Source organism: Lacrimispora sp. YZC11 (genome assembly GCF_057543815.1).
Genome location: NZ_BAAJYQ010000020.1, coordinates 665,654 through 687,109 on the forward strand (window position 1 = coordinate 665,654; position 21,456 = coordinate 687,109).

The window sequence follows — 21,456 nt, forward strand, 5'->3', positions numbered from 1 at the left end:
ACCTATATGCCCTGATAAACAGAGCGGAAAAGAGGAAATTATGAATACAGCACTGGTGACTGCGATCGGGTCATTTTCGGCAGATATTGTTATAAAAAACTTAAAAAAAGGCGGTTTCCGGGTAGTTGGCTGTGATATTTATCCTGGAGAATGGATCGCAGATTCCGGGAACGTGGCGTCTTTTTACAAAGTTCCCCTTGCAACTGACGAGAGACGGTATGTGGACTCAATCCTGAAGATATGCAGGGAGGAACAGGCAAAGGTGATGATCGTTCTTACGGATGTGGAGGTAGACGTCTGGAACCGCCACAGGGACGAACTGGCCCTGGCTTCGGTGACATTATGTCTGTCATCGGAGGAAACCCTTCTTCTATGCAGGGATAAAATGGAGCTGTACCGTTTTCTTGTGGAAAAGGGCATAGGCAATCCCATTCCTACACTGGAGCTTTCGGAGACGGATCCGGAGCGCCTTTCCTATCCGGCGGTTATCAAGCCCTTTAACGGAAGAAGCAGTCAGGGACTTCGCTATATTCAATCTCTTGATGAGATGAAAGGATTTTTAGAATGCGGGGGCCTTAAGGGGCTGATCGTACAGCCCTTTTACCAGGGAAGCGTCATTACCGTGGACGTGGTAAGGCAGGCGGATACAGGAGAGAGCGTAGCCGTATGCCGGAAGGAGCTTTTGCGGACCCCGAATGGAGCGGGAACCTCGGTGCTTGTGTTTTTGGATTCCATTCTGGAAGCCGTGTGCAGGGAAATAGCCAATGCCCTTAACATCAACGGCTGCGTGAATTTTGAGTTCATTCAGGCAGAGGACGGATCGTATCATATGCTGGAATGCAATCCCCGCTTTTCCGGCGGCGTAGAGTTTTCCTGTATGGCAGGATACGACTGTGTCACCAACCATTTAAGATGCTTTACCGGAGAGGCCATTGAACCTTCAAAGGGAATTACGGGCATGTATATTGCAAGGAAGTATGAGGAATATATTATGGGAAGTAAAAAGCAATTCCCATAATCGGATGGACGGGCTAAAAATAGCCCTTTTATCTTCACTTGCGTTGCAAGTTCATATAAGTTATATTACAAAAGCAGATGCAGGAAAGGGCGGAGAGGAATGAGCGGCAATTCCGAATCGAAAATTATGGTCAGCATTAACTGCGTGACCTTTAACCATAAAGCTTATATTAGGCAGGCTCTGGACAGTTTCCTGATGCAGAAGACTGATTTTGAATATGAAATTCTGGTTCATGATGACGCATCCACCGATGGGACAGGGGATATTTTAAGAGAATATGAGTCAGAATATCCGGATAAGGTGAAGCCCCTCATACAGACAGAGAACCAGTACTCCCAGGGGATCGACAATATCAGCGGAGCGTTTAATTTCCCCCGGGCCAGAGGTAAGTACATTTTTATGTGCGATGGAGATGATTACTGGACTTCACCGGATAAGATGCAAAAGCAGGTGGACTATATGGAGGCCCATCCGGACTGCACCCTTTGCATACACAGTGCTAAAATCGAACTGGTGGGAAGGGCCCTGACGGAAAAACAGATGCGTCCTTACCGGGGGAACCGGGTGATCACGCCGGAGGAGATCGTGGATAAGCCTTCCGGTTATGCGATGTCCTCCATGGCATTTCCCTCCCGCCTGGTCAAGGAGCTTCCTGATTACTATGTGGATTGTCCGGTGGGAGATACTCCCCTTCAGATGATGGCGGCTGCAAAAGGGTATGGCTATTACATGGATGAGACCATGAGCGCCTACCGGGTGGGAGTAGCAGGCTCCTGGACCATGGATGGAAAAAGCGGGAATTACGCCAGAAAGCAGAAGATTTACTGGGAACGGATGGAAAAGGTGTACGAGGAATTTAACGCTGCCACAGAAGGCCGTTTAAAGGAAGCAGCAGAGAGCGCGGCAAAACGGACTTATTATCATACCATGGTCAATACCAGACAGTTTATGGAGATTATGAATCCGGAATACCGTAAATATTATATGGAATTGACGCCAAGAACCAGGTTCTTTATTCAGGCCGAATACCGGGCTCCGGGAGCTTATGGGCTGTTAAGGAAGATATTCCTGGGAAAGAAAGAATAAGAAAGCAAACGCATGGGCAGGATCCGGTAAATCCGGTTCCTGCCCATGCGTTATATCATTATAAAGCTGCCTGACCCAGATTATCGTGCAATATTGGGATCAGTAGGATCCCAGGTCTGGGTATCAGGTATGATCTGTTCAATGGCCGGCCTCTCATATGGTCCCGGAACCAGTGATTCATAAATCGTAACGGTAGTTCCAATAGAGCAATGGTCATATACCCACTTGGCATCTCCGGAGAGGAGACGGACGCATCCGGCTGATTGAGCGATGCTCATATAATTATAAGTTGTCGGATCCAGCGTCATATTATTAGGTTTGCTGTACAGAATGGAATGAATTAAGAAGCCCTTCCAGATACGGGTCGCGTATTGGGTAAAGATTCCGTGATTCATATCTCTCCAACGGTATTTTTCCGGAGTCTGGAATGTCCCAAGAGGGGTATCCGGTCCTGTGGAGGTCAAAAAGGATTTTACCGGAATAATAAAGCCGTTATTCCCGTCTTTCGCGAAGATGGTCATGCAGTTCATGGACTTGTTGATGCTGATGAGGAAAGGTCCCTTTCCACCGATAATCGGCTCTAAGTCAGAGAGCATTCTTCCGGATTCATCAAAATAATATTTGAAGCCGTCAAGATACTGCCAGCCGGTCACCGCATAGGAATCCTGGAAATAGTAGCGCTCATTGCCTGCCCACGCCCAGCCGGTAAAGGATGTTCCGTCGCCGTTAAAGTAACGGAGGCCGCCGTCGATCTGCCGCATTCCGTCTGGAACTGCGGATATCAAAGGCTTATCCGTGGCATAGGGAAATTGGGTATTCTTGGTGTAAAAGGCCATTCTCAGCCCTGTTATGTAGTGGCCGGTTCCCATGGTTCCTGTGGTGGTCCCGTTCTTCGCCCAGTCCATCGTGGTTCCATCTTCCAGCTGAGCGGTATAGTATAGGTCGAACTGGTTATTCACATAACCGGAAAACCGCATCTGTACTGCTTCGATGTTTATGTCATTGGCATAATTGGTAGTCTGCTGCCCGTTTAAAACCCATGGAGACCAGCCGGTGCTGGAGGTATAGGTCCGGTAAAGCACGTTTCCTACAATGTTTGTAAGAAATGTAGATAATCCGTGAAAGCCCTGTCCGTTATTGGTGATCCATGCATCATTTACAAAAGGCTGTGACCAGTTGCTGTCACCGGTCATAACGGTAGTCTGGAGACGTGGGAAATTGGCTTTTAAAGCTTCCTGGGCCGCTCTGGTGGCTTCATCCACCACGCCGTCTTCGCCGCTGCCTTCCCCTTCTTTTCCAATGTCTATGCCGGCATTTGCCAAAGCGGTTTCTGCTTCTTCCGTAGTTACGCCCTGTGTCTGGGTGTTTGTCTGGGTCTGAGCCTCAGACTGCCCTTCGCTCTGACTGATGGCGACACCATTCTTAAATCCCGGTCCATATGCTTCATCTGCCCATGCAAGGGAAGCTTGTCCAGAAACAAGAGCGGCCGTCAGGCAGAGTACCATCAGGCTGCGTGTCAGTTTACGCATAATATATAACCTCCTGAATTCTTATAAATAAAAAGTATATTCTTTTATACTCTAACACAATTAGGCCTAAAATGCTATATACGATTTACAATTATTGGGGAATATAGTACAATAAGGCGGAAATGTAAATTGGTAAAGCAAGGAGAAAAGCCAGCATGTACCAGGAAAATTTGAAAAAAAAGGTCCTTTCCGGACTGTTCTGGAAAGTGATGGAAAACGGTGGTACCCAGGGGATTCAGTTCCTTGTATCGGTTCTGCTGGCCAGGATGCTGACGCCGGCAGAGTCCGGAGAAGTCATGCTCATCATGATATTCATTACCATTGGAAATGTGTTTGTTCAAAGCGGTTTTAATACCTCCTTAATCCAGAAGCGGACGGTAGATGAGGCTGATTATTCGTCTGCATTTTATATCAGCGCGGCCATTGCCTTTGTTTTATATGTGATCCTTTTTTTCACTGCCCCGGCCATTGCTTCTTTTTACGGACAGCCTGTTTTTATTCCGGTGCTGCGGGTCCTTTCCGCGACCCTGTTTTTTGGCGCCGTTACCTCCGTGCAGTCTGCTGTGGTCGCCAGGAATATGGAGTTTCGGAAGCTTTGTCTGGCAAGTCTTTTTGCCGCCCTTTGTTCCGGTATCATCGGCGTTTTTCTGGCATATAAGGGGCAGGGTCTATGGGCCCTTGCCATGCAGCAGTTTTTTTACAGCTTTTTCTTAATGATCATGCTGGCATTTCTGGTGAAGTGGAGGCCAAGGCTGCTGTTTTCCGTTAAAAAGGCGGGAGAATTGTTTTCCTATGGCTGGAAAATACTTTGTTCCGGCCTTATTGATACAGTATTTAATAATGTTTACGGGCTAGTCATCGGGAAATTATATAATTCTGCCATGATGGGGCAATACTCAAGAGGAAACCAGTTTCCTGCCCTGATTGCAAACAATCTTGGGGCGGCCATCCAGTCGGTTATGCTTCCGGCTTTTTCGGCCAGCCAGGAAGACAAGGAGAGGTTAAAGCGCATGGTGAGAAGATCCATTGTCACCAGCTCTTACCTGGTATTTCCCATGATGGCCGGCTTGATTGCTGTGGCGGAGCCTATGGTAAAGCTGCTTTTAACGGATCAGTATTTACCCTGTGTCCCCATGCTCCGGCTGCTGTGCGTAGCCTATGCAACCTGGCCCCTTCATGTGGCAAATTTGCAGGCAATTAATGCCATGGGGAAAAGTGAGGTATTCCTCAAGCTGGAAATAATAAAGAAAGCGGTCAGCATGGCTGCCCTTCTCATCAGCATCCCTTTTGGGATATACACCATGGTGGCTTTAAGGGCAGTGACCGATTTCATCTGTACCTTTATCAATGCATATCCCAATAAAAAGCTTTTAAACTACAGCTTTTTCGAGCAATGGAAGGACGTGCTTCCTTCTCTTTTTCTGTCAGCGGTGATGTGCCTCATGACTTACGGAATACAGTATGTAATAGAAGGAACCTTTTTAACCCTGGTTGTCCAGATCCTTGTGGGAGTGGTTGTCTATGCAGGGCTTTCCTGGTTGTTCCGGTTGGAGGCCTTTTTGTACCTGTGCCGTCTCTCCGGGATAATGAAACAGTAGGCAGGGTGGTTTTAAGTTTACTTTTTAAGCCGGATATTGTAGAATAAAGGAACATTGTGAGGGAATTTGTGTGAAATACCCGGTGGGTATCCCTTTATGCCCAAATACTGTTGGTAATTAAGAGGAAAATAAATGGAACGAAAAAATGTGGCCTGGAATATGATCGGAAGCCTGGTTTATGCCGGTTCCAGCATGCTCCTTACGGCTCTTGTCAACCATCTCATAGGAACGGAGCAGGGAGGAATCTTTGGCTTTGCCTTCAGCACCTTCGGGCAGCAGATGTTTCTGGTAGCCTATTTTGGCATGAGGCCGTTACAGAGCACGGATACAAGCAAAAGCTATACGTTTTCTGAATATCGTCTGGCCCGGTTCGTTACCTGTTCCATGGCAGTCCTTTTTGGAACGTGTTATATCATTTTTAATACCCTGTCTCCGTCGGCAGGCTATACAACCCAAAAAGCTGTGGTGGTATTTTTGATGGTGCTGTATAAGGTACTTGACGGGTTTGCCGATGTATATGAATCGGAATTCCAGAGAAATGGACGGCTGTATCTTACAGGACAGGCCATGGCTCTCCGGACCCTGCTTTCCGTGTGCTGCTTTTTAGGAACTCTGGCTGTAACGAAGGAGCTTATATTTTCCTGCGTGGTCGCGGTCTTATCCCAGGGAGCAGGAATCCTGCTGTTTGATAAAAGAGCGGCAGAGCATGTCCCCGGAATTGTGTTTACCAGGACTCCTGGCAGGCAATGGAAGCTTTTAAAGGATGGGTTTTTGCTGTTTTTGTCCGTTTTTTTGGACGGGCTCATTTTTGCCATGGCAAAATATGCGGTGGATGCCCGGATGACTTCCACAGACAACGCCGTTTTTGTGGCTATTTTTATGCCGACCTCGGTCATTAACCTGGCGGCCAACTTTGTGATCCGTCCTTTTTTGACCAGGATGTCTTACCAATGGGAAGAGAGGAACTTTGGGGAATTCAAGTCCGGCCTAAAGCAGCTTTCCGGTATCATATTCCTTCTTACGGTGATTGCCCTGGCTGGTGCCTGGGTGCTTGGGGTTCCTGTGCTGGGAGCTATTTCCAATGTGGAACTTAAACCGTATAAATCCGGGCTTCTATACATCGTGCTTGGCGGCGGTTTCTTTGCGGTTATGAATCTGTTTTATTATGTGCTTGTTATCATGAAAAAGCAGAAGGGGATCTTTTTCGGCTATGTGCCGGTCTGCATCCTTTCCTTCTTTCTCTCCTTCTGGCTGGTGGGAGTGGGAGGGATCAACGGAGGAGCCTTCTCCTATATGCTTGAAATGCTGATTCTTATGCTTTGCTTCATGGGACAGGCAATCCGTGTCTTTATTACAGAGGAAAAAGGGAGGCTGGAGCGGAAAAAATGATGGATAAGGTACTGGTAGTGATACCTGCATACAATGAGGCTTTAAATATTGAACGTGTAGTAGGAGAAGTTATTGAGAACTATCCCATGTTTGATTATGTGATCATCAATGACGGTTCCACCGATCACACGGCGGATATCTGCAGAAGGCGTGGCTGGAAGATCATTGACTTACCTATGAATCTGGGACTTGCCGGAGCATTCCAGACAGGGCTTAAATATGCCCACAGGAGGGGGTACCGGTATGCCATACAGTTTGACGGGGACGGGCAGCACCGGCCGGAATATATTCTGCCCATGAAAGAGAAGATGGATGAGGGCTACGATATTGTTATCGGCTCCAGGTTTGTGACGGGGAAGAAGCCCCATTCCATGCGGATGCTTGGAAGCAGGCTCTTAAGCGGCTCCATCTGGTTCACCACGGGAATAAAGGTCAGTGATCCTACCTCCGGGATGCGCATGTTCAGCAGGAAGATGATCAAGGAATTTGCTGATGGCTTAAATTACGGCCCGGAACCGGATACGATATCCTATTTGATCAGCAAGGGGGCAAAAGTCGCGGAAATCCCTGTAATCATGGATGAACGGATTTTGGGAGAGAGCTATTTGAATCCGGTCAATGCGGCCAGGTATATGGGAAAGATGCTGTTTTCCATACTGCTGGTACAAAGCTTCCGTATTAGGGACAGGAGATAAAGGAAGGGAGAACGTAACATGACAGTTTTGCTACGCTGCGTACTGATATGCGTTTCCATATTGCTTACATTTTATGTGCTTAGAAGAATACGCCATTCCAAGATGAAGATAGAGGATTCTATCTTCTGGGTGATGTTTGCCTTACTTTTGGTGGTTTTCAGCTTATTCCCGCCATTGGCTGATTTCATATCCCGGTTGGTGGGGACCTATTCCACCGCCAACTTTATCTTTACCTTCATGATTTTCATCCTGCTGGTAAAGGTTTTCTTCCAGTCTGTCAAAATATCCCAGCTGGAGCGGAGAATGACGGAGATGATCCAGATGCTTGCTCTGGACCGGGAAGAGGACAGGGAGAAGGAGGAAGGTCATCGTGAAGCTCATTCTGAATAAAAAGGGATTGTTGCTTACGGCGGGAAGCATTTTCTTTCTCGCCTTTCTTTTTATAAAAACCTATCAGGAAACCATTGTGGGGATTCCATCCCCGGAATTTGAGGCAGTCCGCCGCTTTTACTGGTGGATAATTGTGTTTGGATGTGGATTTCTGGCTTGCCTGGGAGCGGTCTTGTGGATACTTGAGACTCCCCCGTACTTTTTATTTCCAGGGACAGTGGTGATTCTTGGTCTGTTTTATATGATGGTTCTGACTCCCTTTTCAACGCCCGATGAGGCGGTTCATTTTACCAGCGCTTACCGGCTCTCCAGCCAGCTTATGGGAAAACCGGCTGTGGCTGATGACGCCTTTCTTTCCCATGCAAATGAAGAGGAGAAAGAGAGGATCAGCCGCGGGGCCAATGTTCTGGTGCGGAGCGGCGATGACGTTCCAGGGCTTTATACCAGTGTGGGACGGGCCACATACAACTTAGTCCTTAAGGAGATGTTTTCCCTTGATAACAGCCAGGGGATGACGGTCCGCTATGAAATACCGGTGAACACCACACCTGTGGTTTACCTTCCTCAGGCCATTGGGATCTGCCTTGCCAGGCTGCTCCACTTGGGATACATCCCATTGGTATACCTTGGCAGGCTGTTCAATCTACTGGCTTTTGCAGGTATGGCAGCCTTAGCAGTGAGGATCATGCCCTTTAAAAAAGAGCTTTTCATGGCGGTATCATGCCTTCCCATGACCCTTCATCTGGCAGCTTCCTTTTCCTATGATACGGCCTTTATCGGCCTGTCCATGCTTTTTCTGGCCTGGTGCTTTTACCTGGCCTTTGAGAAAGAGAAAGTGACTGTAAAGGATACGGTTCTTCTTGCCCTTTTGCTGATCCTTCTGGAGCCTGGAAAAATCGTTTATTTACCTGTAGCCGGGATCTGCCTGTTTATTCCCTCTTCCAAATTCAAGTCCAGGAAGAATTACTGGATCTCCGTCATAGGCGTCATAATTTCTGTCGTTCTGGCAGTGTATCTGGTAAACCGTCTGGTCCTTTCTGCGTGGGCGACCACTACGGAAAGCTATGTGGGGTGGAGTGAAGCAGCAGGGTATACGCTGCAGGATGTGTGGGAACACCCCTATCGTATCTTTTTAGTATACTATGAGACTCTTGTGACTCAGTTTGATTATTACCTGACCACCATGCTTGGAGGGTTTCTGGGCAATTTGGATCCTAATCTGACGGTGCCTCCCTTCTGCCTCTCGATTCTGTGGTATGTGCTCCTGGTCAGTGTGATAAGGAGGGAAGGGGAAGAGGCCCCCATGTCAGGCGGACAGAAGCTTTGGATGGTTTTCCTGGTGTTTTTAAGCGCCTGCCTGGTTATGGCCTCCATGCTTTTAGGCTGGACGCCAAGGGAGCTTACCTATATAACGGGCGTACAGGGAAGGTATTTTATTCCTCTGCTGCCCCTTGTGCTGCTGGTCGTATTTGACAAGCGCCTGGTCATAAACCTGGATTTAAGGAAAAGCGCATGGTATTTAGAATGCTTTGTGAGCATCTATGCCCTGATACGCATCTGTTCCACGTCGTGTCTGCGCTATTGATTCACGTGAAGGCAACGAGCCAAAGTCAAGCTCGCCTGACCTTGGCGGCTGCTCGCGGAGTATTCAACTGGAAGGTAGGAATTTGCTATGGAAGAAAAAATGCAGGAAAAAACCGTTGATGTGATCATTCCCGTATATAAGCCGGATGAGAAGTTAAAGCTTTTGCTGAGACGCCTGGGAAAACAGTCATACCCTATCCGACGGATCATCATCATGAACACGGAACGGTCTTATTGGAAGGAAGAGGAATATAGCTGGGTTCCCAATCTGGAAGTACATCATGTGACAAAAGAGGAGTTTGACCATGGCGGCACCAGGAATCAGGGAGCCGGTTATTCTGAGGCGGATATTATGGTATTTATGACCGATGACGCAGTTCCGGCAGATGGGAATTTAATAGGAGCGCTGGTAAGGAGTTTTGACCAGACCGGAAAGGGCAAAGAAAAGGTGGTTATGGCCTACGGAAGGCAACTGCCGAATTCTGACTGCGCCCTGGCAGAGCAGTATACCCGTTCCTTTAATTACCCGGAACAAAGCAGGGTAAAGACAGGCGGGGATTTAAAAGAGCTGGGAATCAAGACCTTTTTTGCCTCAAATGTCTGCTGTGCCTATGACCGGGCCGCATTTTTGGAGGCAGGCGGATTTATCAGCCGGACTATTTTTAATGAAGACATGATTTATGCGGGAAATGCGGTAAGACACCGGGGGCAGGCGGTGGCCTACGAAGCCGGAGCAAAAGTGTACCATTCCCACAATTACGGCTGCATAGCCCAGTTTAAGCGGAATTTTGACCTTGCGGTTTCCCAGGCGGACCACCCTGAGGTGTTTGAAGGAATCCGTTCGGAAGGCGAGGGGATCCGTCTTGTGAAAAAGACCTGTGCCTGGCTTGTAAAGGAAAGGAAGCCGTGGCTTGTTCCCGGAGTGATTGTAAAAAGCGGTTTTAAATACATGGGATATCTTATGGGAAAGCGGTACCGCAGTCTGCCAAAGAGGCTGGTTTTAAGCTTTACCATGAACAGGGAATATTGGAAAAAAGAAAGATAAAACACAGAGAAAAGCAGTCCGCAAGAAAGCCGGACTGCCATGCTGCTAAAAAATAGGCTCAAGATATACTTTGAGCCTATTCTTTATTTTAAGGATACTTTCAAATGGTTCAATTATGCCTTGAATTTCTCCTTTGGGCTATCATGAGGGAAATGGGGATTTGTCATACTCAATCCTCAAATATTGGTTCAATCCGCTCCATAATAAGCCCTATTCTGTCCTTAGCGTCCGGCATAAAAAGAGAAGCGATAGAAACAACCATTTTTTTCTTTGTATTGACGTAAATCACGTTTCCCCCGTCTCCCAGAGCGGCATAGATATGCTCTTTCTCATCAATAATCCACCACAGGTAGCCATAAGACAGACTACCCCACCTGATGTGCTCCATTGTGCTCATTTCTATCCATTTTGCCGGTACAATTTGTTTACTTTCCCATATTCCGCCATTTAAGTACAATTGGCCTATTTTTGCCATATCCGCAGGCGTCAGGAAGAGGCCCCAGCTTGCCGTGTTTATTCCCTGCGGGTCAACAACCCAGCCACTGATATTTTTATCTTTCATAACGGCGATATGCTCTTCTTTATTACGCAGCACCACATTGTGCGGAACGTTGATTCCCAGTGGCGAGAATAAATTTTCTGCAGCGAAATCAAGTACTGGCTGACCCGTCGCTTTTACAAGAATGCCCGACAGGATGTGTGTTCCTATGATGGGAGAATACATAAATTCTCCTGTATGTTTCTCGCCTCCCAATAAATCAAGGGCGGCATTTACCCAGTTATCGCTTGCAAAAAACTCCTCGTATGGCTCGGACTGGTATTTATATGAGGCCGTCATGGTAAGCAAATTTTTAAGCGTAATGCCCTGTATTGTTTTTTCACCTGTTTTAACAGTGTAATACGGGAAAAAGTCCAGTACCTTCTGGTCTATACTTTTGATATGGCCTTTTTCAATGGCGATGCCAATCAATGCAGAAAAAACACTCTTTGTCACTGAATATACATGAATGGCGTTATCGGCGGTATATCCATTAAAGTAGTTTTCATATAGTTTTATGCCGTTTTTTTGTATAAGAATGCCCGCGATATTGCTATAGTCACTGTTTATCGTCTTTTCAAGCTCTTTAATTTTTTCTTGATTCATATAATTTCCTCCTTTAAGTTATAAAGGATATCCTTAAAATAAAGATAAGTGAATTAAAAATGATTTGCAAGACCTATTTTTAAAAAATTAAAATAATAACAATCATCTGCGATAACCTTTCTGGCAGTCCGGTAAAAAACCGGACTGTTTTCCGTTTATTTTTTCTTCATGATTTAGTATAATGATTATAGTGTCATATGAAAAAGGGGATAACCATGGAAAACAGAAAGAAGAGCCTGCTGCTGCTGGTTTTGGGGGGATTGTTCAGTATCGTGTTTCTTACGCTTTTGACCACCTCCTTTTACGGATATGTATTAAAAAAGATCGGAGTTGAACATGCGGAAAATACCAGGACCTACCGGTATCATTATGTCATGATCATCAATAACCTGGATTCCCAGTTCTGGAATGACGTGTATGAAAGCGTGCGGAAAGAAGCCGCCTTACACGATGCTTATGTAGAGCTTAAGGGAAGGAACCAGTCGTCGGAATATACTGCCGTGGATTTTATGGATATGAGCATAGCGGCAAAGGTGGATGGGATCCTGCTGGAATTTACGGGAGAAGAAAAACTTGAGGAACGGATCAATGAAGCGGCTGCAAAAGGAATCCCTGTGGTAACCATATTAAACGATGCACCTGCCACGGACCGGAAAAGCTATGTTGGAATCAATTCCTATGAGCTGGGGCAGGAATACGGGAATCAGATTTTAAAGATATTACCCCAGGATTCCAGGAAGGCCAGAGTGATGATGCTCCTTCATGACAATTCCATTGACAGCAACCAGTCCCAGATTTTTAATCAGATCAACAACCGGATGGTCACTTCAAGGGAAACCGCGGACCGTATTAAGGTGGAAGAGATCAAGATCCCCTCCGGCCGTGCGTTTGAAGCCGAGGAAATTGTACGCAACTTATTTCAGAATCCCCAGGGCCCCCCGGACATCATTGTCTGCATGGATGAAGTAGATACGGAGGCCGTGTACCAGGCGGTCATCGACTATAACAGCGTAGGCAAGACTCAGGTCATCGGCTATTATAAATCAAAGGCAGCCTTAGAGGCGGTGAGAAAGGGGACGATGGCAATGACCCTGTACATTGACACCGGCCAGATGGGGAAATTCAGCGTGCAGGCCCTTACCGAGTCCATACACGACGGGAGGACCAATTCCTTTTACAGTGTGGACCTTCAGTTTGTAACTAAGGAAAATGCGTCAGATTTCATGAGTAATTAGTGGAGCGGCTATGAAAAATAAATGGGAACACCTTTGGGAAAACCTGCCGATCGCCCGTAAGCTGTTTTTGGAAATTGCGGTGACGGCAGCCACGCTTTTTGCCAGCAATCTGTTTATCTACGCACAGATCAACCAGATGGTAGAGCGGATGAATTCTGTATACATAAGCAATGTGAATCTCAATGAGCTGTCGGATGTTTTTTCCGATGTGCAGAATTTCATGTACAAATACTTACAGGTAAAGGATTCTGAGTCCTTGACCGATTATTACCGGGCGGAGCAGGATTACAGGAAGCTGTTAGAGGGGCTTAATGTTACTGTGACTGATAATCAGATTCAGATCCTGGAGAAAAACATCCGCAACATGTCGGACAGCTATCTGGCCCTTACTGATGAGACCGTACAGGCCAAGCGCGGGCAGAATGTAGAAAAATACAAAAGTTCCTACGAATCCGCCCTAAAGCTCTACCAGTTCATCAACCGTGACATTTCGGTCTTAAACAGCCGGCAGTTTAAAAATAATTCCGCCAGCTACCAGACCCTGCAGGCGGCCCTTCAGTATTTAGAGGTCATAAGTACTGTGATCTTAATGATCGTTATGATCATAAGCCTGACGGTCATGATGATGATGACAAAAGATATCGTCACCCCTCTCACTAACCTGGCCCATACGGCAAAGCTGGTAGGACAGGGAAATTTTCACGTAAAGGTGCCGTCCATAGGGTCAGGAGATGAGCTGGGGATTGTGACCGGTACATTTAACCAGATGGTGGACAGTTTGGACGAGTATGTGAATAAAATTAAAGAGAGCGCGGAAAAAGAACAGGAGATGAAGGAACGGGAGCTTTTAATGGAGAACCATTTAAAAGAAGCCCAGTTAAAGTATCTTCAGTCTCAGATCAATCCCCATTTTCTTTTTAATTCTTTAAACGCCGGGGTTCAGCTTGCCATGATGGAGGATGCAGAGAAAACCTCAGTTTTTATGGAAAAGATGGCTGATTTTTTCCGCTATAATGTGAAAAAGGGTTCAAGGGATGCCACCATCCGTGAAGAGGTGGAGGCAGTAGAGAACTATGTTTATATATTGAATGTCCGTTTTGCTGGGGATATCCGCTACCATTCCAGAATTGATGAAGATGCAATGGATTTTTCCATCCCAAGCATGATTTTGCAGCCCCTGGTGGAGAATGCGGTGACCCACGGAATCCGGAATATCGAACGGCCGGGAGAAATTTATTTAACCGTAGAGAACCATGAGGAGAACATAGAGATCCGTATCAGGGATAACGGGACCGGAATGGAAAAGGAAACCCTTGGCAGGATCTGCGCCGGAGGTCAGGCCGCGGAGGGAACGGATTCTACCGGGATCGGAATTCACAATGTTATTTCCCGGCTGGAGCTTTATTATAATGCTGACGGTATTTTCCATATATGCAGCGAGGGGAAGGATAAAGGAACCACTGTGGTATTAAGGATTCCAAAAAGAGGGGGAGATGTACATGTTTCGAATACTGGTAGCTGATGATGAGGGGATCATGCTGGAATCCATCAGTCATATTATAAAGTCCAATTTCGGCAGCGATTGCGAGATCGCCTGTGTCAAGACAGGCAGGGCGGTCATTGAGCAGGCCGGTTCCTTCCGGCCGGATATTGCATTTGTGGACATCCAGATGCCTGGATTAAACGGCATTCAGGCGATTAAGGAGGTGCGTAAATTCAACCCTTCCGTAGTATTCATTATCATAACTGCCTATGATAAATTTTCTTATGCCCAGGAAGCGGTGAACTTAGGGGTTATGGAGTTTATTATGAAGCCGGTCAATAAAAAGAAAATACTGGATGTATGTGTAAAGGCCATGCACCAGGTGGAAGAGGCAAGACAGAGGCTGAGCGACGATTTGAGGATCAGGGAAAAGCTTGAAATCGTAATTCCTATGATCGAGAGCGGGTTCATCTACAATGTGCTGCAGGATGACCTGGAGCTCTCTAAGAACGGATATATTGAGATGCTGGACATAAAAAGTCCTTATGGCTTCATGGTTGTCCTGGAATTTGGGGACAGCATTGAGGGAGGGACCATGACCAATGCCATAGGAGTCAGCGTCCGGGTGAATAAGTATTATTCCATGGTCAGAGAGATTGTTAAGGATTATTTTGACTGTGTCATTGGACCTGCCATGGGAAACCGGCTGGTACTGTTCCTTTCCTTTGAACATGAAAAGGTACGGTATGAGGAGCGGGTGGAAATCATTACAAGGACCCGGAATATGATCCATAAGCTGGAAAGCACCACGGACATCAAATGCAGGGGAGGGATCGGCTCTGTAAAGCCTCTGGAAGGGATCCGGGACTCCTATAAAGAGGCCTTAAAATCTCTGCGGGAAAGTGACAGCCATGTGGTGCATATCACGGACATCCCGGTGGTGGCTGATTATGACGGGGAATATCCCCTGGACTTAGAAAACCAGTACCTTCAAAGGGGGACAAAGGCGGACAGGGAAGGAGCTTTGGCCTGTGCCGGCGAATTTTTTGACTGGATGCTGGTTCACGACGGTAATGTGAGGTCCAATATTGAGGTAAAGATACTGGAGCTGGTCATGTGGCTTGAGAGACGGGCTTTTGAAGCAGGGAGTGTCCGTTATGGCTTCCGTTACAGGGAGAGCTATTTAGAAGAACTAAAGGAAGCTGCCGATACAGAAGCGCTTAGGCGCTGGTTTTTAAATAAGACAAGGGAGGTATGCGAAAACATCAGCACTTCCAGGGAAAGAGAATATGAAAATGTGGTTTCCAGGGTCAAGAGTTATATTGATGAGAATTACGCCAAGGACCTTTCCCTTGATGATGTTTCCAGAATGGTTGACATAAGTCCTTATTATTTCAGTAAATTATTCAAGCAGGAGGTGGGGGAGAATTTCATAGAATATGTAACCAGAACAAGGATTAAGAATGCCCGGCGTCTTCTGGAAGATTCCAGATACAGCATCAAGGAGGTGTGTATCATGTCCGGCTATAGTGACCCCAATTATTTCAGCCGGATATTCAAAAAGTATGAAGGGATGACGCCAAGCGAGTATAGGGAGAGGTAAGTGTATGAAAATGGGTCGAGGGAGATTGTTACTGGTGATGATACTCTGCTGCACCCTGATGGCAGGGTGTGGAAATGCCAGGGCAGAGACAGAAACCGAGGTTTCAGTAAAGGCCGGGGATAGGCCCTTACAGATTGGGTTAAGCATTGATTCCTTTGTGATCGAGCGGTGGATCAGGGACCGGGATGTTTTTGTGTCAACCGCAAAGGAGCTGGGGGCTGAAGTGAATGTACAAAACGCCAACGGGGATGTGAACGAGCAGATCGAACAGATTAAGTACTTCATAAAAAAGCAGATGGATGTGATTGTGGTGGTGGCAGGGGACTGTGAAGCCCTGTCCGATGTCGTGAAAAAGGCAAAGGATGCCGGAATTAAGACCATGAGCTATGACCGGCTGATCCAGAATGCGGACAGTGATATGTACATATCCTTTGACAACAGGGAGGTCGGAAAACTCATGGCGGAAAGCCTGGTAAGAGACATTCCTGACGGGGGCAAGATATTCATGATCCAGGGCCCTGAATCGGATCATAATGTGGCAATGGTCCGTGAGGGCTTTGAATCCGTGATAAAGGGGAAAAATCTTGAGGTGGTTTATAAAAGCAACTGTGAGGGCTGGCTTTCGGAGCATGCCTTTGACTATGCCAAGGAAGCGCTGGAAAAACACCCGGATGTGAAAGGGATCATGTGCGGCAATGATGATCTGGCGACCCAGGTTTTCCGCGCCCTGTCTGAGGACAGGATGGCAGGAACGGTCTGTCTGGTGGGTCAGGATGGGGATCTGATGGCCTGTCAGAGGATCGTGGAAGGAACCCAGAATATGACTGCCTTCAAATCCATAGAGGAAGAGGCCAGAATTGCAGCGGAATACGCAGTGAAGCTTGGCAAGGGGGAGCCTTTGGAGGGTATTGTAACAACCATTGACGATGGAACCTATGATGTTCCCAGCCTGGAGCTAAAGCCGGTGGCAGTAACCAGGGAAAATATGGATTCCGTCATCATTCAGGGAGGATTCCATGGAAGGGAAGACGTATACCTGAATGTGAAACAGCAGTAATAGTTTCTTGCCGTGAAAAAGTCCTGAGCATTCAGGGCTTTTTTTATTATGGGCTTTAGCTTATTGCGCATGGGTGAGTTTTACTTCAGGGGATCATGGTATTGTATGCTGCAAAGGGGAATACTTTGTGATCCGTCACGGTTATATATATATCATAATAAAAATGTTGTGATGCCACTTTTTTTAGTCATTTTACAAACGTTTTGTATCGTATTAAAATGAAAGTATATTAAATATATACATAAAAGGCAAAAGGAGAGAAATCAAACATGGCTGTAAAGTATATTCCGGAACCGTTCAGAATTAAAATGGTAGAACGAATTAAAATGTTAACTCAAGAGGAACGGATTGAAAAAATCAAAGAGGCTAAGTATAATATGTTCGGTCTAAGGGGTGAAGATGTTTATATTGACCTTTTAACTGATAGCGGGACCAATGCTATGAGCGATGACCAATGGTCAGGCATCATGAGGGGCGATGAGGCATACGCCGGTTCATCCAGTTACTATAAATTATTAGATGCTGGTAAGGATATATTCGGTTATGATTTTATACAACCGGTTCATCAGGGGCGTGCCGGCGAAAAGGTCCTTTTCCCTATCTTCCTTTCCAAAGGTAAATATGCTATTTCCAATATGTTTTTCGATACAACAAGAGCTCATGTAGAACTGGCAGGAGCCAGAGCCATCGACTGTGTGGTAGAAGAAGCAAAAAATCCTTCTGTAAGAGCTCCTTTTAAAGGCAACATGGATGTTGTTAAATTAGAAAAGCTAATCAATGATCTGGGTGCTGAAAATGTTGGTCTTGTTGTAATGACCATTACTAACAACTCAGCAGGTGGTCAGCCTGTTTCTATGGCAAACATGAGAGAGGTATCAGAAATTTGTAAAAAGTATCATATCCCTCTTAATATTGATGCTGCCAGATATGCCGAAAATGCCTTTTTCTTAAAGCAGCGGGAAGAAGAATGCAAAGATATGTCTATTAAAGAAATTGTCAACAAGATTTTCAGTTATGGCGACATGTTTACAATGTCTGCCAAAAAGGATACAATTGTAAATATCGGTGGTCTGATTGGAGTAAAAGATGGCAATTCACCAATTATATTAAAAATAAAAGCTAACTGCATTTCATTTGAAGGATTTTTTACTTATGGGGGACTTTCCGGACGTGATCTTGAAGCTCTGGCAATTGGACTTTATGAAGGAATCGATGAAAACTACTTAAGATACCGCATCGGTCAGATGGAATACCTGGCAGGTAAATTAGACGAGGCAGGAATCGCTTACCAATCGCCGGTTGGCGGTCATGGGGTCTTTGTGGATGCGGCAGCATTTTTCCCGCATATCCCGTATAATGAATTCCCTGCCCAGGTGCTTGCAATAGAGCTTTACAAAGAGGCTGGAATCCGTACCTGTGACATAGGTTCCTTTATGCTGGGCAACGATCCTGATACCGGCGTTCAGCTTCATTCTGAGTTTGAATTCACACGCTTTGCGATTCCGCGCCGGGTTTATACACAGGCACATATTGACATCATGGCTGATGCATTAATCGCAATCAGGCAAAGAGCAACCGAAATCAAACGCGGATACCGCATCACCTGGGAGCCGCCGATTTTACGTCACTTCCAGGCATCTTTGGAACCCATCGAATATTAAGAATATATCCGACATTAGGGGGTATTTACTATGCGTGATCAGTGGAACAGCAGAACAGGCTTTTTATTCGCAGCAATTGGGGCTGCGGTAGGATTAGGTAATTTATGGAGATTTCCGTTTCAAGCTTATAAAAATGGTGGAGGAGCATTCTTTCTTCCATACTTTGTAGCTATTATTACATGTGCTGTTCCTTTAATGATCATGGAATACACCTATGGTCGGAGAATACGCGGCGGTTCTACAAAGGCATTTGCCAAACTTAAAAAGAATTTAGAGTTAATTGGCTGGGTACAGGTTATGGTACCTCTCGTGGTCATGATGTTCTACAGCACCATCATATCCATATCCGTTGTCTTTATGATCTACTGCATCGGGCATGCCTTCGGTATGGTAAACTGGATGAGCAATCCGGGACCACTGTTAGGTGTTATCACCGGGCAGGCCCAAAATGCGTTCGACTTTGCAAGCGGTATCAGTCTTTATATGCTGGGTGCAGTGGCTGTCGTGTGGTTTTGTAACTGGGCCATTGTCCGGCGTGGAATTTCAGGAGGGATTGAAAAAGCCTCAAAGATATTCACTCCTCTGCTAATGATTTTAATGATAGTTTTTATGATTAACTCCATGAGGTTAGAGGGCGCCGGCATCGGGCTAAATGCATTATTTACACCGGATTTTTCTAAAATTTTAAACCCAAGTATATGGGTTGCAGCATATGCACAGGTATTTTTCTCCACCACACTTGCAGTTGGTGTTATGATAGCTTACGGCTCTTATCTGGGAGAAAAACAGGATATTGTAAACAACTCATTTATCACCGTACTATCAAACAGCTCCTTTGATATTGTTGCAGGGATTACCGTATTTTCAACCCTGGGATTTTTGGTCAATAAACAAGGAGTCTCTTTTGACTCGTTTGGAACCGGAGCCGGAGTTGCTTTTATCGCATTTCCTATAGCGATTTCAACGATGTCATCCAACATTGCGGTTCAAGGTATTTTAGGATTTTTATTTTTCTTTTGTTTATTTATTGCCGGTATTTCCTCCAGTATTTCTATGCTTGAGGCATTCAATACCTCAGCCTTAGATAAGTTTAAGATTTCACGTAAAAAATTAACCAACATCATATCCATTGCCGGTTTTATTGGAAGTGCGACCTTTGCTACATACTGCGGATTTAATTTCATTCTGGACCTTGTGGACTCTTACGTGGCAAACTATGTGATCGCTACTCTTGGACTTGTGGAAGTTATTGCAATCAGTTACATTTATGGTACGGAGAAACTCAGGGAAGATGCAAACCAATATTCTGACTTCAAGATCGGTAAATGGTGGGATTACTTACTAAAATACTTTACCCCCATACTGTTGGGAATTACCGTTGTTACAAATTTTGTGTCCGGTATTATGAAGATGTTTGGTATGGAATCTATAACATTGATATCTAATATTGTATTTGGTTGGGGAACAGTTGTACTTATGATCGGTGTTGCTGTTGTATTCTGTAAACGCCCATGGCAAGCTGACATTGAATAATTTATAGATTTAATAATTCGATATACAAGGGGGAAATTACTATGAATCCATTTGCATTGATTATGATGATTGTTGGCTGTTCCGTTGTATGGGGTGGACTGTTTCTATGCGTGGGCATTGCCCTGACTAAAAAACCGGAAGAATAAACAAGGCAGAAATATCAAAGGGGATATTGAAAACTAACCCAGGTTAGTCTTGCAATATCCCTTTTACTTTACACATTTGTCAGCTGTCATTAATAGAAGCCAATTGCAGAAAAGTTTTAATAAAAGGATTCTCATTAGATTTCTGGTACATGGCAACAAAATTCCCTGGATCAAAATCCTTTAAATTAATAGCTTTAACATTTGGTGTTAAATGCTTGATGCAAATACTCGGTAAGAATGCCACACCCAGCCCGGATTCTACCATTAATATCTGTGATTCCAAGCTATTGGCGTTGATAATATCTTTGATGTTAAGGCCGGCCGTCATCGTAAATTGTCTTAAAATATCCAGGGAACAAGGACCTGAATCTTCACTTAAAGTAATTAATGTACATTCATTCAGTGAATCAGCTGATATGGTATCAAACCGGGCAAGCTGATGCTTTTTATTTACAATGATATACATCGTAGAAGGAAAAACCTGCTTCACCACGGTTTCATCAGGCGATACAAAGGCGGGACTAAAGGGAAGAGTAAAGACTATATCTAATTTTCCGGCTTGTAAATTAGTAATAAGGTCGTTATAGCTATACTTAGCAACCAAAACATCGATATTCGGATATAGGGTCTTAAACTCAGAAACTACTTGCGCAATTAAGATATGTTCATAATGGCCAAAACCAATTTCTAATACTTTAGGATGCAGCTTAGCTGTCTTTTGGGTTTCAGAAATCATCTCGTTGTACAGTTCTATAACCTTTAAGGCTTTGTTATAAAAAACTTTCCCGGCAGGTGTAAGTAAAACGGTCCTGTTGTTGCGCTTTAACAAAACGACACCCAGTTCTTCTTCTATTGCCGCAATCTGGCGGCTCATCGCTGTTTGCACCATGTGGTGTTCCTGTGCAGCTTTTGTAAAATTCTTATGTTTTACAACCGAAACAAAATATGACAATTTTCTGATTTCCATTTAACCACCATATCTTTTTTATGAGATCTAAAATGCCTGATCGAGATATATGATAAGAGAAACTTTTACCAATACTATTTTAACAATATGCCAGATAAATTGCAACCTAAAGTCTTGATTCCCTTCTGCTTACACCATATACTTTGGCGATTTCAATGGAAGGGAGGAGGCATATCTGCATGTGAAACAGCAGTAGCATTTTCTTGCCGTGAAAAAGTCCTATGCATTCAGGGCTTTTTTTATTAGGATAAATCCGTGCTAATGGTTCACAAACAAGTCCTGTTCTGTCCGTG

18 protein-coding genes are annotated in these 21,456 nt (G+C 45.3%); 15 read left to right on the forward strand and 3 right to left on the reverse strand.

The features are described from left to right. The first annotated feature begins 40 nt into the window (after positions 1–40). Positions 41–1,018 carry an ATP-grasp domain-containing protein gene (locus AC27IJ_RS24535; protein ID WP_487151202.1) on the forward strand — a complete coding sequence of 326 codons (978 nt, stop codon included), beginning with the start codon at positions 41–43 and terminating at the stop codon, positions 1,016–1,018. A 99-nt stretch (positions 1,019–1,117) separates the two neighbouring features. Further along, a complete protein-coding gene (locus tag AC27IJ_RS24540) occupies positions 1,118–2,104 on the forward strand; it encodes a glycosyltransferase family 2 protein (RefSeq protein WP_312441358.1) in 987 nt (328 codons plus the stop codon). Positions 2,105–2,184: 80 nt separating this feature from the next. Here AC27IJ_RS24540 and AC27IJ_RS24545 read toward each other — a convergent pair whose 3' ends face one another. Next, complete coding sequence (locus AC27IJ_RS24545) at positions 2,185–3,633, reverse strand: L,D-transpeptidase (protein ID WP_312441360.1); 1,449 nt, start codon at positions 3,631–3,633, stop codon at positions 2,185–2,187. Between the two features lie 155 nt (positions 3,634–3,788). Here AC27IJ_RS24545 and AC27IJ_RS24550 point away from each other — a divergent pair, with 155 nt between their 5' ends. The 6 genes from AC27IJ_RS24550 (at position 3,789) to AC27IJ_RS24575 (ending at position 10,334) form a co-directional block, all read left to right on the forward strand. Continuing rightward, positions 3,789–5,231: a lipopolysaccharide biosynthesis protein gene (locus tag AC27IJ_RS24550; RefSeq protein ID WP_487151205.1), complete on the forward strand. Its 1,443-nt coding sequence runs from the start codon at positions 3,789–3,791 to the stop codon at positions 5,229–5,231. Positions 5,232–5,363: 132 nt separating this feature from the next. Continuing rightward, positions 5,364–6,620, forward strand: a complete 1,257-nt coding sequence (locus AC27IJ_RS24555; RefSeq protein ID WP_313152937.1) for a lipopolysaccharide biosynthesis protein — start codon at positions 5,364–5,366, stop codon at positions 6,618–6,620. After that, on the forward strand, positions 6,620–7,315 hold the full coding sequence (locus tag AC27IJ_RS24560; RefSeq protein WP_312441431.1) for a glycosyltransferase family 2 protein: 696 nt from the start codon (positions 6,620–6,622) through the stop codon (positions 7,313–7,315). The genes AC27IJ_RS24555 and AC27IJ_RS24560 overlap by 1 nt, the downstream gene beginning before the upstream one ends. Before the next feature lie 18 nt (positions 7,316–7,333). Then, on the forward strand, positions 7,334–7,705 hold the full coding sequence (locus tag AC27IJ_RS24565; protein ID WP_312504009.1) for a DUF2304 domain-containing protein: 372 nt from the start codon (positions 7,334–7,336) through the stop codon (positions 7,703–7,705). Then, the gene (locus AC27IJ_RS24570) at positions 7,686–9,290 is read left to right on the forward strand and encodes a DUF2142 domain-containing protein (RefSeq protein ID WP_487151208.1); all 1,605 of its coding nucleotides are present in this window, start codon (positions 7,686–7,688) and stop codon (positions 9,288–9,290) included. The genes AC27IJ_RS24565 and AC27IJ_RS24570 overlap by 20 nt, the downstream gene beginning before the upstream one ends. 87 nt (positions 9,291–9,377) lie before the next feature. Continuing rightward, positions 9,378–10,334, forward strand: a complete 957-nt coding sequence (locus AC27IJ_RS24575) for a glycosyltransferase family 2 protein (protein WP_312504011.1) — start codon at positions 9,378–9,380, stop codon at positions 10,332–10,334. Between the two features lie 169 nt (positions 10,335–10,503). On the opposite strand, the gene AC27IJ_RS24580 is transcribed toward AC27IJ_RS24575, so the two are convergent. Further along, the gene (locus tag AC27IJ_RS24580; protein ID WP_487151210.1) at positions 10,504–11,478 is read right to left on the reverse strand and encodes a serine hydrolase domain-containing protein; all 975 of its coding nucleotides are present in this window, start codon (positions 11,476–11,478) and stop codon (positions 10,504–10,506) included. 215 nt (positions 11,479–11,693) lie between these two features. On the opposite strand from AC27IJ_RS24580, the gene AC27IJ_RS24585 reads away from it, so the two are divergent. The 7 genes from AC27IJ_RS24585 (at position 11,694) to AC27IJ_RS24615 (ending at position 20,196) form a co-directional block, all read left to right on the forward strand. Further along, positions 11,694–12,713: a substrate-binding domain-containing protein gene (locus tag AC27IJ_RS24585; RefSeq protein WP_312504013.1), complete on the forward strand. Its 1,020-nt coding sequence runs from the start codon at positions 11,694–11,696 to the stop codon at positions 12,711–12,713. A 10-nt stretch (positions 12,714–12,723) separates the two neighbouring features. Next, on the forward strand, positions 12,724–14,235 hold the full coding sequence (locus AC27IJ_RS24590) for a sensor histidine kinase (RefSeq protein ID WP_487151212.1): 1,512 nt from the start codon (positions 12,724–12,726) through the stop codon (positions 14,233–14,235). Further along, positions 14,213–15,799 (forward strand): helix-turn-helix domain-containing protein, encoded by a 1,587-nt coding sequence (locus AC27IJ_RS24595; protein ID WP_312441376.1) that lies wholly within the window; start codon positions 14,213–14,215, stop codon positions 15,797–15,799. Before AC27IJ_RS24590 ends, AC27IJ_RS24595 begins: the two co-directional genes overlap by 23 nt. Before the next feature lie 4 nt (positions 15,800–15,803). Continuing rightward, positions 15,804–16,856, forward strand: a complete 1,053-nt coding sequence (locus AC27IJ_RS24600) for a sugar ABC transporter substrate-binding protein (RefSeq protein WP_331663156.1) — start codon at positions 15,804–15,806, stop codon at positions 16,854–16,856. 269 nt (positions 16,857–17,125) lie between these two features. Then, complete coding sequence (locus tag AC27IJ_RS24605; RefSeq protein WP_312441377.1) at positions 17,126–18,517, forward strand: tryptophanase; 1,392 nt, start codon at positions 17,126–17,128, stop codon at positions 18,515–18,517. Positions 18,518–18,547: 30 nt separating this feature from the next. Further along, positions 18,548–20,050 (forward strand): sodium-dependent transporter, encoded by a 1,503-nt coding sequence (locus AC27IJ_RS24610; protein WP_312441378.1) that lies wholly within the window; start codon positions 18,548–18,550, stop codon positions 20,048–20,050. 41 nt (positions 20,051–20,091) lie between these two features. Continuing rightward, entirely contained in the window at positions 20,092–20,196 is a 105-nt protein-coding gene (locus tag AC27IJ_RS24615; RefSeq protein WP_312441379.1) for a methionine/alanine import family NSS transporter small subunit, read from the forward strand. 79 nt (positions 20,197–20,275) lie between these two features. On the opposite strand, the gene AC27IJ_RS24620 is transcribed toward AC27IJ_RS24615, so the two are convergent. After that, on the reverse strand, positions 20,276–21,163 hold the full coding sequence (locus AC27IJ_RS24620) for a LysR family transcriptional regulator (protein WP_487151215.1): 888 nt from the start codon (positions 21,161–21,163) through the stop codon (positions 20,276–20,278). Between the last annotated feature and the right edge of the window lie 293 nt (positions 21,164–21,456).

What these genes read in the sequence shown, in the direction of transcription:
- AC27IJ_RS24575 (WP_312504011.1), top strand. Translation starts at nt 9,378, where the DNA reads ATGGAAGAAAAAATGCAGGAAAAAACCGTTGATGTGATCATTCCCGTA.
- AC27IJ_RS24595 (WP_312441376.1), top strand. Translation starts at nt 14,213, where the DNA reads ATGTTTCGAATACTGGTAGCTGATGATGAGGGGATCATGCTGGAATCC.
- AC27IJ_RS24605 (WP_312441377.1), top strand. Translation starts at nt 17,126, where the DNA reads ATGGCTGTAAAGTATATTCCGGAACCGTTCAGAATTAAAATGGTAGAA.
- AC27IJ_RS24585 (WP_312504013.1), top strand. Translation starts at nt 11,694, where the DNA reads ATGGAAAACAGAAAGAAGAGCCTGCTGCTGCTGGTTTTGGGGGGATTG.
- AC27IJ_RS24555 (WP_313152937.1), top strand. Translation starts at nt 5,364, where the DNA reads ATGGAACGAAAAAATGTGGCCTGGAATATGATCGGAAGCCTGGTTTAT.
- AC27IJ_RS24545 (WP_312441360.1), bottom strand. Translation starts at nt 3,633, where the DNA reads ATGCGTAAACTGACACGCAGCCTGATGGTACTCTGCCTGACGGCCGCT.
- AC27IJ_RS24535 (WP_487151202.1), top strand. Translation starts at nt 41, where the DNA reads ATGAATACAGCACTGGTGACTGCGATCGGGTCATTTTCGGCAGATATT.
- AC27IJ_RS24620 (WP_487151215.1), bottom strand. Translation starts at nt 21,163, where the DNA reads ATGGAAATCAGAAAATTGTCATATTTTGTTTCGGTTGTAAAACATAAG.
- AC27IJ_RS24540 (WP_312441358.1), top strand. Translation starts at nt 1,118, where the DNA reads ATGAGCGGCAATTCCGAATCGAAAATTATGGTCAGCATTAACTGCGTG.
- AC27IJ_RS24600 (WP_331663156.1), top strand. Translation starts at nt 15,804, where the DNA reads ATGAAAATGGGTCGAGGGAGATTGTTACTGGTGATGATACTCTGCTGC.
- AC27IJ_RS24580 (WP_487151210.1), bottom strand. Translation starts at nt 11,478, where the DNA reads ATGAATCAAGAAAAAATTAAAGAGCTTGAAAAGACGATAAACAGTGAC.
- AC27IJ_RS24560 (WP_312441431.1), top strand. Translation starts at nt 6,620, where the DNA reads ATGGATAAGGTACTGGTAGTGATACCTGCATACAATGAGGCTTTAAAT.
- AC27IJ_RS24550 (WP_487151205.1), top strand. Translation starts at nt 3,789, where the DNA reads ATGTACCAGGAAAATTTGAAAAAAAAGGTCCTTTCCGGACTGTTCTGG.
- AC27IJ_RS24615 (WP_312441379.1), top strand. Translation starts at nt 20,092, where the DNA reads ATGAATCCATTTGCATTGATTATGATGATTGTTGGCTGTTCCGTTGTA.
- AC27IJ_RS24590 (WP_487151212.1), top strand. Translation starts at nt 12,724, where the DNA reads ATGAAAAATAAATGGGAACACCTTTGGGAAAACCTGCCGATCGCCCGT.
- AC27IJ_RS24565 (WP_312504009.1), top strand. Translation starts at nt 7,334, where the DNA reads ATGACAGTTTTGCTACGCTGCGTACTGATATGCGTTTCCATATTGCTT.
- AC27IJ_RS24610 (WP_312441378.1), top strand. Translation starts at nt 18,548, where the DNA reads ATGCGTGATCAGTGGAACAGCAGAACAGGCTTTTTATTCGCAGCAATT.